Below are 12,105 nucleotides of genomic sequence, written 5' to 3'. Positions count from 1 at the left end.
GGGAAGTATGATGTACGCACTGATAGAAACAGGTGGAAAGCAGTACAGGGTAGCCGAGGGCGATGTGATAAGGGTGGAAAAGCTCAATGCCAGTGTGGGCAGTGAAGTGAACCTGGATAAAGTCCTTCTTGTGAAAAAGGATGACAACAGCGTCGAGGTTGGGACACCAACTATTCAAGGCGCAACTGTGCAGGCGGAAGTAATAGCTCAGGGTAAGGCTCCCAAGATAATCGTCTATAAGTATAAGGCTAAAAAGAATGAACGTAAAAAAAAGGGGCACAGGCAACCATACACTGAACTGAAAATAAATAAGATAAACTATTAATTATGATACAGGCAGTGGTAACCAGAATAGATGAATGTATTAAAGTTTTTGAGGTTAAGGGGCATTCCCGATATGGGCCCTATGGAAAGGATATAGTGTGTGCCGGAGTATCGGCTCTATGTCAGGCCTGCGCTGAGAGCCTTGAAAAACTTACTGCTGGAAGGTTTTTGATAAGGATAGAAAACGGGGATTTTTATCTTGAGGTTTTAGATTATGCCTCGGGTGAAGATGCCGTGAAGATTAATGTTCTCCTTGAGGGACTGTTAATAGGGTTAAATAGCATAGAGGAGAGTTATCCAAAATATATCAAGGTGATGGAAAGGAGGGGTTAATATGATGGATCTTCAGCTTTTTGCCCATAAGAAAGGTGTGGGAAGCTCAAGAAACGGTAGAGACAGTAAGGCCAAAAGGCTTGGAGTTAAGAAATTTGATGGCCAGTTTGTACTTGCTGGGAATATACTGGTTAGGCAGAGGGGTACCAGGATTTATCCGGGGAAAAATGTCGGCATAGGTAGGGATGATACACTCTTTGCTTTAAAAGATGGTGTTGTGAAATTTGAGACCAAGGGGAAAGATAAGAAATACGTAAATATCATTCCTGCGGTAAATGAGGCAATATAATTTTTTTAGGTTCTAGCACTGCTAGAACCTTTTGAGTATGGGGGGCTCTCTGGATATGTTTACTGAAAAAGACATGATTGATATTCTAAAAGGATACAGGCATATCTACCTGAATGACCTGCAGGTGATAATGGGGTATATCCAGCTGGGTAGGCAGGACGCAGCTATCGAATACATTAAAAAGATAAGCAGGTTGATGGAGGCTGAATCCAGAATATCACATATTAGTGATTACCGTATGCAATATGTCTTAATAAAAGGGTATAATAGGGCTAAGGAGAACTTTATTGGACTTGATATAGATGTAGATGGTCTTTCGGATATGGTTTGCACTGATGAGGATTATAGTCAAATAGAGAACCAGTTGAATGGATACATCGATGATGCAGTGGCAAACGGCTATGAGGAACTTCATCTCAGGCTTCTTTTCAACGGGAAAGTAATGTTAGAAAGGGTCGGATAGGTGGTTTTATGTTTGTTGATAGAGCCAGGATATATGTAAAGGCCGGCGATGGCGGTAATGGAGTGATTTCATTTAGAAGAGAAAAGTTTGTGGCTTATGGTGGTCCAGATGGTGGAGACGGGGGTAATGGCGGAGATATCATATTGATGGCTGACCCAAACCTCAAGACGTTGATGGATTTTAAGTATAGGCAGCACTATAAAGCCCAAAATGGTGGTAACGGTATGGGTGGCAATAAGCATGGAAGGGACGGTGAAGACCTTGTTATAAAGGTGCCTGTAGGTACTGTTTTGAAAGATCCTGATACAGGGGATGTGCTTTATGATTTGGCCAGGCCAGGTCAGAGGGTAATTGCAGCTCAAGGTGGAAAAGGGGGTAGAGGCAACGCTAGGTTTAAGTCATCTACCTTGAGGACTCCACATTTTGCTGAGAGTGGAGACCCCGGGGTTGAGAGATGGCTGATACTGGAGCTCAAGCTATTAGCCGACGTAGGTCTTATAGGTTTTCCAAATGCAGGCAAATCTACGCTTCTCTCGGTTTTGACAAAGGCCAGGCCAAAGATAGCAGATTATCCATTTACTACTGTCACACCAAATTTAGGGGTGTGCTACTACAATGATACCAGCTTTGTCATAGCAGATATACCGGGTCTTATTGAAGGGGCCCACGTGGGTGTAGGACTTGGACATGAATTTTTGAGGCACATAGAGAGGACAAGACTTCTCCTCCATCTTGTTGACGTCTCAGGAATGGAAGGGCGGGACCCGGTTGAGGATTTTGAGAAAGTAAATAAAGAGCTTGAATTATATAATGAGGACCTATCAAAAAAAAACCAACTGGTTGTTGCAACAAAGTTGGATATAGTTGAGGATAGGACGATATACGAGCGGTTTAAGAAAGAAATAGAGTCTAAAGGCTATAGAGTATTTGGTATTTCTTCAGTTACTACAGAAGGTGTTGATGAACTTTTAAAGGAGGTCTCGACATTTTTTAAAGATGAAAAAAAAGAAGATATCCCCCAAGAGGATGAGATTGTCACTTTACCTCCACCGATAAAAGAAACAAAAGAGATAGACATTGAAATAGATGGGAATACCTTTAAGCTTTCCGGGGCGATGATAGATAGAATATTAAAAAGGGTGAACCTCACTGATGAAGACTCATTAAGATATTTCCAGAATACCCTGTTGAAATATGGTATATTAGAAGAGCTTAAAAACATGGGGCTTAAGAATGGTGATTATATAAGTGTAAGAGGATTTGAATTTGAATATATTGAATAGCGGGTGGTTTATATAATAACGGGTAAAAAGAGAGCACGGTTAAGGGCAATGGCCAATGGTATAAGACCGGTAGTAAACATTGGTAAGGATGGGATAAATGAAACTGTACTGGCTTCGATTGAGGATGCGTTGGAGGCAAGAGAGTTAATTAAAATCAATGTTATGGAAAATTCGCCGATTTCTATCAAAGATGCCATCGACTTAATAACAGAAAAACTCAAAGCTGAACCAATTCAGGTGATTGGCAAAAGATTTGTCATATATAGGAGGTCAACACGAAAGCCCAGAATAGAGGTTTAAAGGCTGATACATGAGGCATCAGCCTTTTAAGCTTTTATTAACTTGTTAAATATACTGTGTATATAGTATAATAAATATTAATGATTTCAGAAATAAAAATTAAGGGGAAGAAGGATGGGATTGGATAACCATATCAAGGTGGGAATCATGGGGGGTACATTTGACCCCATACACTATGGGCACCTTGTTACCGCCGAAGCAGTAAGATACAAGTTCAACCTTGCTAAAGTCATTTTTGTGCCATCGGGTAATCCGCCACACAAAGAGGCCAGGGTTATTACTGAAAAAAAACATAGATACTTAATGACTATTCTGGCCACTGTGACCAATCCTAATTTTGAGGTTTCAGCAATTGAACTCAACAAAGAGGGGTATACCTATACTGTTGATACTATGAAAGAATTTAAGACCATATATGGGGAAAATTTTGAGTTCTATTTTATTACAGGTGCCGATGCAATTTTGGAAATATTGAAATGGAAGGACATTGATACGCTATTGAATCTTTGTAACTTTGTCGCAGCCACCAGACCTGGATTTAATACTAAGGATCTGGCTGACAAATTGGAATATATAAAGAAGACTTATGATAAGGATATATTCAGGGTTGAGGTTCCGTCCCTTGCCATATCATCGACAGATATAAGGCAAAGAGTAGCCCATGGGGAGCCCATAAAGTACCTGCTTCCTGAGGCAGTAGAGAGATATATTCAGAAAAACCATTTGTATCAGGAGTGATTTTATGCTATCCTATGATGAAATTAATGATAGGTTGAGATCAATGCTTACTCCTCAAAGATACAGCCATTCTTTAAGGGTTGAAAAGATGGCTGTTTTACTGGCGGAAAAGTATGGTGTAGACATCGAAAAAGCCAGGATAGCGGGCCTTGTCCATGATTGCGCTAAGAACATACCTGAGAATAAACTCATTGATATGGCAGCCAAGTATGGTGTTGAACTGGATGAGGTAAGCATGGCTGAGAAAGCCCTTATCCACGGTCCACTGGGCGCAAGATTGGCAAGGGATTTTTTTGGTATAGAAGATGAAGAAATTCTTCACGCTATAGAGCTGCATACCACAGGTGGTAAATCTATGAGTAAACTGGACAGGATAATATATCTGTCTGATTTTATTGAGGAAGGAAGAGATTATGAAGGGGTAGAATACTTAAGAGAGTTGGCATTTAAAGATCTTAATGCTGCGCTCCTAAAGTCTTTTGAGAATACAATTAATTATGTCATATCCTTAAAGTCCCTGCTTCACCCCAATACCATATATGCCAGAAACTCTTTAATAATGGAAATGAGAAAAGATGGGGGAATATGAATGAAAAAAATAATCAGATATGTTGCTATAATATTAGCATGTTTGGTATTGCTGGTTCTTTCAGGTGCCTATTTTTATTTAAAAAATTTAAATCCTGGATATGGCCAAAACAGTGAAAATCAATCTTCAAGTTTGGACACGCCAAAACCGGCCAAACATGAACCAGTTAACATATTGATTTTAGGTATTGATGGAATTAATAAAACAGACAAGGGAAGGTCAGACACTCTGATGCTGCTAACATATAATCCTGACCTGAAAAAAGCCACACTGATATCAATACCAAGGGATACCAGAATAAAACTTGATAGGTATGGATATCAAAAGATAAATGCCGCATACACGTATGAAAATGAACAGGGAAGTATGAAAGCTGTCTCTGACCTTCTTGATATACCTATTCACTATTATGTAAAGATCGATTATCAGGGTTTTATTAAGCTTGTAGATGATATTGGTGGTGTCAAAGTGAATGTGCCACTGCAAATGGATTATGATGATGATGCTGGCAATCTGCATATACATTTAAAGATGGGTGAGCAGGTGTTAAATGGGGAACAGGCCCTTGGCCTGGTCAGGTGGAGAAAGGGTTATGTAGATCAGGATCTTGGGCGTATAAAGACTCAACAGCTATTTGTAAAGGCATTTATAGATAAGTTAACAAGTCCGGCTGCTGTTTTGAATGCACAAAAGATTTTAAAAACCATCAATGAATATGTAGAAACAAACATGACTCCATCGGAAGCCTTGAGCTATGTGGATGATGCATTAAAAGTTGGTAAAAATATTAAGATGTATACGTTACCAGGTGAGCCGAAATACATCGACGGCATATCATATTACGTGATGGATGAAGAGCAGGCTAAGGAACTTCTGCAAGAAGTAAATGTAGAAAATAATGATAAAAATAGTGACTTACAGAATGGAGCACTGGATGCGATAAAAAAGTACGGACTTGACCCATCAGGGATTAAAATTGAGGTTTTAAATGGAGGTGCACCGCCCAATTCAGCTACTGAAGTTGGAAATATGCTAAAGGATTATGGATTTGACGTAAAGCGAATTTCAAATATTTCCGGTACTGAATACAGTAGCACTCAGATAATTAATAGAACAGATAATACTGATATTGGTAAGATGTTATCGGAAGTTATTGGTGATTCTGTGATTATCAATGACCCAGACCCATCCCTGGGAGTTGATGTGACCGTAATAGTAGGGAAGAATTATAAACAATAAAGGAGTGATGAATTTTTGGTGGATAATCCTTTGGAAATTGCCCAGTGTATTGCAGATGTAATGGAAGATAAAAAGGCTGAAGATATTGTGATTTTGGAGATAAAGGACCTTACGGTTATTGCTGACTACTTTGTGATATGTACAGGTAAAAATGCTACTCATGTATCATCCATATGTGACTCGATACAAGAAAAAATGGAAGAAAATGGCATAAAAGTTGGTCATATAGAAGGACTCAGGAGCAATAACTGGATATTAATGGACTATGGCAGTGTTGTTGCCCATATCTTCAGTCCTGCAGACAGGGGATTTTACAATCTGGATAGAATATGGGCCGATGCTAAAAGGCTGAGTTATAAATAACGCTTGACATTGGTTATCCTATTTAATATAATAACTATTAAAAATTAATAATAAGGCTGGAGGAGTAGTAGGGTATGCCTGCCTTAAAGAGAGCTGGCGGCCGGTGAAAGCCAGCAGGAAAGATACCTGAACTCGCCTCTGTAAAAGCATTGGTCTAATGAGAGGGCTTAATGCCAAATAGGGTGGTACCGCGGGTTTACAGGACTCGTCCCTACAGGGATGAGTCCTTATTTTATAGCAGGAGGGATCAACATGGACTATAATTTTGAAGAGATTGAAAGCAGATGGCAGGAATACTGGAGAGAGAATAACTTTTATAAAGCTACGGAGGATAGTGAAAGTCCCAAATATTATGCCTTAGAAATGTTTCCATATCCTTCGGGCAAACTTCACATGGGACATGTTAGGAATTACTCTATTGGTGATGTTATAGCCAGATATAAACGAATGAGGGGTTACAATGTACTGCACCCTATGGGGTGGGATGCATTCGGCCTGCCTGCAGAAAACGCTGCAATAAAAAATGGGATACATCCAAGTGTATGGACATGGAATAATATTGACAACATGAGGAGCCAGCTTAAAAGGCTTGGCATCAGTTATGATTGGGACAGAGAGGTTGCCACATGCCACCCTGGCTATTATAAGTGGACTGAGTGGATGTTTTTACAACTCTATAAGCGCGGCCTGGCCTACAAGAAGAAATCCTTTGTAAACTGGTGTCCTTCATGTAAGACGGTTCTTGCCAACGAACAGGTAGTAAATGGAGAATGTGAACGCTGCGGTACTGTGGTGAGAAAAAAGGAACTGGAACAATGGTTTTTTAAGATAACTGATTATGCAGAAAGGCTTTTGGAAGGACTTGATAGACTTCCAGGCTGGCCAGAAAAGGTAAAGACCATGCAAAAAAACTGGATAGGCAGGAGTGAAGGCGTAGAGATTACCTTCAAACTGGAGAGCGGTGATGAGGTACCAATCTTTACTACAAGGCCGGACACAATCTTTGGTGTTACTTATATAGTGCTTGCTCCTGAGCATCCCCTTGTATCAAAACTGATAAGGGGAACAGAGTATGAGAAGCCTGTTAGCGATTATATATATGAACTTCAGTCAATGAATGAAATAACCCGCACCTCCACGGAAACAGAAAAGACTGGCATGTTTATAGGAAGTTATGCTGTAAATCCTTTAAATGATGAGAGGATACCTGTGTGGATTGCTAACTATGTGCTTATGGAATACGGTACAGGTGCGGTGATGGGGGTTCCGGCTCATGATGAAAGGGACTTTGAGTTTGCCAGAAAATATGGACTTCCGATAAGGGTAGTAATTCAACCGAAGGATGATATCCTCTCCCCAGCTACAATGGAAAGGGCTTATGTGGATGAGGGGGTAATGGTTAATTCACCGGGATTTAATGGAATTCCTTCCGCTGAGATGATGGAGAAGATAAAACAATATATTGAAGATAAGGGATATGGGAAAAGAAAAGTAAACTATAAGCTGAGGGATTGGTTGATATCCAGACAGAGGTACTGGGGAGCGCCTATTCCAATCATATACTGTGAACAGTGTGGCACTGTACCCGTGCCTGAAGAAGATCTGCCTGTCCTGCTACCTGAAGACGTTACATTTACTGGAAAGGGTGAATCTCCTTTAGCTGAATGTGAGTCATTTGTGAATACCATATGCCCAATATGTGGTAAACCGGCTAAGAGAGAGACTGACACCATGGATACATTCATGTGTTCATCCTGGTACTTTGAGAGGTATACAGATCCGAGAAATGATGAGAGGCCATTTGATTATGATAAAGTGAAATACTGGATGCCTGTAGATCAGTATGTGGGTGGTGTGGAACATGCCATACTGCATCTTATGTATTCAAGGTTTTTTACAAAATTTTTATATGATATCGGACTTGTTCCGGTAGATGAACCATTTACAAACCTTCTAACTCAAGGTATGGTTTTAAAAGATGGTGCAAAGATGTCAAAGTCAAAGGGAAATATAGTAAGCCCTGAGGATATTATAGCAAAATACGGTGCTGACACGACCAGGCTCTTTGTATTGTTTGCAGCGCCTCCTGAGAGGGATCTGGAATGGAGTGACCAGGGGGTGGAGGGATGTTATCGGTTTATAAACAGGGTATTTAGACAGGTTTCGGAGCTAAAGGATCTATATGTTAAAAATAAGTGGCGATTTGATAACCTGGATGAAGAAGACAAAAAACTTAGATACAAGACACACAGTACAATTAGAAAGATTACTCAGGATATGGATGGAAGGTTTAGCTTTAATACAGCTGTTAGTGCAATAATGGAGCTTTCTAATTCATTAAATGATTATCTTTCTTTGAAACACAATAACAGGAATATGAATGTTGTTAGTGAATTGATATATAACATGCTGGTAATGTTGGCACCATTTGCCCCACATGTTTCGGAGGAACTGTGGCACCAGATTGGATATGAAGGAAGTATTCATCAGGTTTCCTGGCCATCTTGGGACGAAGAGGCGTTAAAACAAGATGAGATAGAACTGGTAATTCAGATTAACGGAAAGGTACGGGGGAAGCTCAATATACCTGCAGATGCAGATGATGAGACTGTAAAGCAACTTGCTATAAGCAACGAAAGGGTCGGCGCATACATCTCAGGAAAACCTATTAAGAATGTTATAGTTGTGCCTAAAAAACTGATAAATATTGTGGTGTAAGGAATAATGATATGTTAAAGATATGCATGTACAAAATATTTTAAGTAGGCTTTAAAAAACTCATCAGGGATGTCATATTATATTTTATATGCAATAGATTATACCTGTCCAGGCCGCCGGACTTACCGGACTTGAGTTATGATAAATTTTATGTTGGGGGAGTTAGAGATGGCTGAGAATTATAATCCATTGCTCAATAGTTTTATACCTCTTGTAGAAGCATTAGGGAAAATGTTTGGGAAGAACTGTGAGGTTGTTCTTCACGATATTAGCAACCCTCAAAGGTCCATAGTAGCCATTGCGAACGGCCATGTAACAGGGCGGAAGGTAGGGGGACCTATGACTGACTATGGTCTTATGATTTTAAGAGAGGGTAAGTATGAGGACATTATAAATTACAGGAGTAAAAGCAAGGATGGGAAAATACTAAAATCTAGTACAATATTCCTTAAAGATGAAAAAAACAGGGCTTTTGGATGCATCTGCATAAACTTTGATATATCAGAGGTAGAAATGCTTAGGAATATACTTACTGAGATATGTGACACAGAATCAGACAATACACAGATGGTCGATGAAACATTTGCTGATGATGTAAACAGCGTACTTGCAAATATTGTAAGCAATACACTGGATAACTTTGGCAGACCTATAAACTACATGACCAAGGAGGACAAGGTTAATGTGGTTAAGATTTTAGACTCGAAAGGTGTTTTCCTCATAAAGGGTTCTGTGGATTATGTAGCAAAAGTCCTGTGTGTATCTCGCTATACAATTTACAATTACTTGGATGAAATAAGGGCTGCGGGAGATCAGGTGAATGGTGGTAAATAGACTACCACTCATCTGATCTTTTAAACATAAATTTTTTATCTTGCTTTGCTCTTTTTAAAAACAGAAAAGACAACAAGGCTGTCCCGGAAATAACTATAAAAAAGAGAGTATATATTATTTTACTTTTGATGCCGTTATCTTCTCCAACAACATGTATCTTTCCAAATAACCCCTTTTGGTACGACTTGTCGGTTACGAGATCAACAGACCCTATCATTTTATCACCTATATAATATTCAAGTTTTCCAAGTACAGTACCTGCGTCTAAAGGGAAGGATATATTTTCAACTATGCTTATTTTTTTTGTTATATCCTGTGCATCAACAGGTACCGCAGCCGCTAAGCTATTATTAGATTTTAATGTTATTTTCTGATTATCAAAATTCATTGTGGTTATAACATCGTCTTTATTATTTAATGAAACCAGCTTATAATTATTAAACCCGTAATTCAGCAGGCAAATAGCATCCTCCCATACTTTTGTACCCTTTGCACCCATAATTACAGCAATTAATCTGTGACCGTCCCTTGTGGCACTTGCTACCAGTGTCTGGTCGGCCTTGATTGTATATCCTGTCTTAATGCCGTCTGCTCCTTCGTACTTATACTTTGTATTTTTCAGGAGCCTATTTTCGTTGTACAATTCCCTTACCTTGTCAAATTTGTTGGTAGGTTGTATGCTATATTTCATGGTTGTAACTATTTTCCTGAAAGTTTCATTTTGCATTGCATATCTGGCAATCAATGCCATATCACGGGCAGAAGTATAATGATTATCATCGTGCAGGCCATTTGGATTAGTAAAATGGGTGTTTTTTGCACCAAGTTCTTTTGCTTTTTCATTCATCATGTTTGCAAATCCTTTTACACTGCCGCCAACATGGTCAGCTATCACAATGGCAGAGTCGTTTGCCGATGCAATAAGCAGGCTGTATATCAGGTCCTTCATTGAGAGGGTTTCTCCAGGTGAAATATATATCTTATTTCCATCTACATTAAGTACATCTTCGCCAGCTGTTACCTGCTCATTGAGATTTGAATTTTCCAGTGCTATAATAGCAGTGAGTATCTTTGTGATGCTGGCGGGGTACATCTTCTGGTCTGCGTTTTTTTCATAAAGGAACTGGCCTGTATTGAAGTCAATTAATACAGCAGATGGAGCAGAAATATCTAAATCCTGTGCTGCAACTCTTGCAAAAGGTAAGGACATACATATAATCATGCCCAATATGTACATAACTAAGAACTTTTTCATCAGGTGTCCTCCTTGTATATCTAAAGTGAGTGAAGCTAAATAGCATTAAAGTTTAACACTTATAGTATATCAAAAAAGAATGTCTTTTTGAAAGGGAGATTCTGGCAATGAACTTTAAAAAAATGCAGGGATTTCTAATAATGATATTAGTCATGATAGCGGTTGCAGGTTGCATAATTTTTTACATAAGATCGGATTCAGGTGATGTTACCGTAATACAGGCAGGTGAAAGTGACAAGGGGAATGTAGAGGTGACAGATGAAAATGTTGTATCTGCTTCTAAGGATAAAACCCAGGGAGAATTGGAAACAAAGACTGTATTTGTCCATGTGGCGGGTCAGGTGAAAAATCCTGGTGTTTATGAATTGCAGTTTGGTGCGCGTGTTATTGATGCCGTTAATATGGCCGGGGGTCCGTTAGATGAGGCTGACCTTGATAGCCTTAATCTGGCAAAAAAATTAAATGATGAAGAAAAGGTATATGTGCCTAAAAAAGGGGAAAGTATACCGGTATCAAATAATCCAGCCACTGCAACGGCAAATTTTTCAACAAGCCCGGCGCCTGCGAATTTGCATAAAATAAATATAAACACTGCGGGGTTGGAAGAGTTAAAATCGTTGCCCGGCATAGGAGATGTACTTGCGGAAAGGATAATAGAATACAGAAATGCCAATGGCCCGTTTAAGAAAATTGAGGACATTATGAATGTGGAAAAGATAGGTCCCAAGACATTTGAAAATATCAAGGATAAGATAACAATATAATCGAGGGAAGTGAATACAGATGGATATCAAGCTTACAAATCTTACCACCTGTGCGGGCTGAGCATCAAAAATGAGTTTGGATACCCTGACGCAGGTTCTGCGTTATATACCTGTTATGAAAAACGACAAGTTGCTGGTAGATATGGAAGCCGGTGATGACACTGCGGTGCACATGTTAAATGAAAATACCGCTGTTATCCATACTTTGGACTTTTTTACGCCGATTGTAGATAATCCCTATAATTATGGAACTATAAGTGCTGCTGATGCTTTGATCGGTATACATGCAAGACATATTGTATGATCCCCAAACCTCCAGCGGCCTTATGATATCTGTGCAGCGGTCCGATGCACTGAAGTTTAAGGGCATAGGACATGTAATTAGGAAAGGTAATTAAAAAACAAGAATATAGCATAATTGTAAGATAATGGTTTCACATGAAACGATTACATAAATTATTTTTGAGAGGGGATAAAAGGCACCTGTCTTTTTGAAGGTATATTCAAAAGACTATGTCAATATCTTTTAAAAATGTCACCTAAAAATAGGCCAAAATGTGGTTAATTATCGCATGAAAATGTCACCTTAAAGAATCAAAATATGGGGGGCTTT

At 39.2% G+C, this 12,105-nt stretch carries 15 protein-coding genes; 14 read left to right on the top strand and 1 reads right to left on the bottom strand.

Annotated elements, in window-relative coordinates:
• The first annotated feature begins 10 nt into the window (after window positions 1-10).
• The 12 genes from rplU to FWJ32_RS05555 all read left to right on the top strand — a co-directional run bounded on the left by rplU (window position 11) and on the right by FWJ32_RS05555 (window position 9,473).
• Window positions 11-325, top strand: a complete 315-nt coding sequence (gene rplU, locus FWJ32_RS05610; RefSeq protein WP_149544994.1) for a 50S ribosomal protein L21 — start codon at window positions 11-13, stop codon at window positions 323-325.
• Window positions 326-327: 2 nt separating this feature from the next.
• A complete protein-coding gene (locus FWJ32_RS05605) occupies window positions 328-657 on the top strand; it encodes a ribosomal-processing cysteine protease Prp (RefSeq protein ID WP_149544993.1) in 330 nt (109 codons plus the stop codon).
• 4 nt (window positions 658-661) lie between these two features.
• Entirely contained in the window at window positions 662-946 is a 285-nt protein-coding gene (gene rpmA, locus FWJ32_RS05600) for a 50S ribosomal protein L27 (RefSeq protein ID WP_149545091.1), read from the top strand.
• 55 nt (window positions 947-1,001) lie between these two features.
• A complete protein-coding gene (locus FWJ32_RS05595) occupies window positions 1,002-1,409 on the top strand; it encodes a Spo0B domain-containing protein (RefSeq protein WP_162523525.1) in 408 nt (135 codons plus the stop codon).
• Between the two features lie 8 nt (window positions 1,410-1,417).
• Entirely contained in the window at window positions 1,418-2,692 is a 1,275-nt protein-coding gene (gene obgE / locus FWJ32_RS05590) for a GTPase ObgE (protein ID WP_149544991.1), read from the top strand.
• A 3-nt stretch (window positions 2,693-2,695) separates the two neighbouring features.
• Window positions 2,696-2,992, top strand: coding sequence for a YhbY family RNA-binding protein (locus FWJ32_RS05585; RefSeq protein WP_238988802.1), 297 nt, complete (start codon window positions 2,696-2,698; stop codon window positions 2,990-2,992).
• 120 nt (window positions 2,993-3,112) lie between these two features.
• Window positions 3,113-3,730 carry a nicotinate-nucleotide adenylyltransferase gene (gene nadD / locus FWJ32_RS05580; RefSeq protein WP_149545089.1) on the top strand — a complete coding sequence of 206 codons (618 nt, stop codon included), beginning with the start codon at window positions 3,113-3,115 and terminating at the stop codon, window positions 3,728-3,730.
• Between the two features lie 4 nt (window positions 3,731-3,734).
• On the top strand, window positions 3,735-4,319 hold the full coding sequence (gene yqeK / locus FWJ32_RS05575; protein WP_149544990.1) for a bis(5'-nucleosyl)-tetraphosphatase (symmetrical) YqeK: 585 nt from the start codon (window positions 3,735-3,737) through the stop codon (window positions 4,317-4,319).
• Window positions 4,320-5,558: an LCP family protein gene (locus tag FWJ32_RS05570; protein ID WP_149544989.1), complete on the top strand. Its 1,239-nt coding sequence runs from the start codon at window positions 4,320-4,322 to the stop codon at window positions 5,556-5,558. It abuts the gene before it with no gap.
• Window positions 5,559-5,576: 18 nt separating this feature from the next.
• Window positions 5,577-5,921: a ribosome silencing factor gene (rsfS, locus tag FWJ32_RS05565; RefSeq protein WP_338028693.1), complete on the top strand. Its 345-nt coding sequence runs from the start codon at window positions 5,577-5,579 to the stop codon at window positions 5,919-5,921.
• Window positions 5,922-6,173: 252 nt separating this feature from the next.
• Entirely contained in the window at window positions 6,174-8,639 is a 2,466-nt protein-coding gene (gene leuS / locus FWJ32_RS05560) for a leucine--tRNA ligase (protein ID WP_149544987.1), read from the top strand.
• Window positions 8,640-8,807: 168 nt separating this feature from the next.
• On the top strand, window positions 8,808-9,473 hold the full coding sequence (locus tag FWJ32_RS05555) for a helix-turn-helix transcriptional regulator (RefSeq protein WP_149544986.1): 666 nt from the start codon (window positions 8,808-8,810) through the stop codon (window positions 9,471-9,473).
• A 1-nt stretch (window position 9,474) separates the two neighbouring features.
• On the opposite strand, the gene FWJ32_RS05550 is transcribed toward FWJ32_RS05555, so the two are convergent.
• Window positions 9,475-10,728 (bottom strand): D-alanyl-D-alanine carboxypeptidase family protein, encoded by a 1,254-nt coding sequence (locus FWJ32_RS05550; protein ID WP_149544985.1) that lies wholly within the window; start codon window positions 10,726-10,728, stop codon window positions 9,475-9,477.
• 107 nt (window positions 10,729-10,835) lie between these two features.
• Between FWJ32_RS05550 and FWJ32_RS05545 the strand changes: the two genes are divergently transcribed.
• Both FWJ32_RS05545 and FWJ32_RS05540 read left to right on the top strand, forming a co-directional pair.
• On the top strand, window positions 10,836-11,492 hold the full coding sequence (locus tag FWJ32_RS05545; RefSeq protein WP_238988801.1) for a helix-hairpin-helix domain-containing protein: 657 nt from the start codon (window positions 10,836-10,838) through the stop codon (window positions 11,490-11,492).
• Between the two features lie 70 nt (window positions 11,493-11,562).
• Window positions 11,563-11,796, top strand: coding sequence for a hypothetical protein (locus FWJ32_RS05540; RefSeq protein WP_162523524.1), 234 nt, complete (start codon window positions 11,563-11,565; stop codon window positions 11,794-11,796).
• Window positions 11,797-12,105: the final 309 nt, after the last annotated feature.

Source organism: Calorimonas adulescens, assembly GCF_008274215.1.
GTDB lineage: Bacteria > Bacillota > Thermoanaerobacteria > Thermoanaerobacterales > UBA4877 > Calorimonas > Calorimonas adulescens.
Note: the sequence above shows the minus strand (reverse complement) of the source record. Positions and strands in the feature narration are given on the sequence as shown.

Coding starts and splice junctions, on each gene's coding strand:
- rplU (WP_149544994.1), top strand. CDS start 11: ATGTACGCACTGATAGAAACAGGTGGAAAGCAGTACAGGGTAGCCGAG.
- FWJ32_RS05605 (WP_149544993.1), top strand. CDS start 328: ATGATACAGGCAGTGGTAACCAGAATAGATGAATGTATTAAAGTTTTT.
- rpmA (WP_149545091.1), top strand. CDS start 662: ATGGATCTTCAGCTTTTTGCCCATAAGAAAGGTGTGGGAAGCTCAAGA.
- FWJ32_RS05595 (WP_162523525.1), top strand. CDS start 1,002: ATGTTTACTGAAAAAGACATGATTGATATTCTAAAAGGATACAGGCAT.
- obgE (WP_149544991.1), top strand. CDS start 1,418: ATGTTTGTTGATAGAGCCAGGATATATGTAAAGGCCGGCGATGGCGGT.
- yqeK (WP_149544990.1), top strand. CDS start 3,735: ATGCTATCCTATGATGAAATTAATGATAGGTTGAGATCAATGCTTACT.
- FWJ32_RS05570 (WP_149544989.1), top strand. CDS start 4,320: ATGAAAAAAATAATCAGATATGTTGCTATAATATTAGCATGTTTGGTA.
- leuS (WP_149544987.1), top strand. CDS start 6,174: ATGGACTATAATTTTGAAGAGATTGAAAGCAGATGGCAGGAATACTGG.
- FWJ32_RS05555 (WP_149544986.1), top strand. CDS start 8,808: ATGGCTGAGAATTATAATCCATTGCTCAATAGTTTTATACCTCTTGTA.
- FWJ32_RS05550 (WP_149544985.1), bottom strand. CDS start 10,728: ATGAAAAAGTTCTTAGTTATGTACATATTGGGCATGATTATATGTATG.
- FWJ32_RS05545 (WP_238988801.1), top strand. CDS start 10,836: ATGAACTTTAAAAAAATGCAGGGATTTCTAATAATGATATTAGTCATG.
- FWJ32_RS05540 (WP_162523524.1), top strand. CDS start 11,563: ATGAGTTTGGATACCCTGACGCAGGTTCTGCGTTATATACCTGTTATG.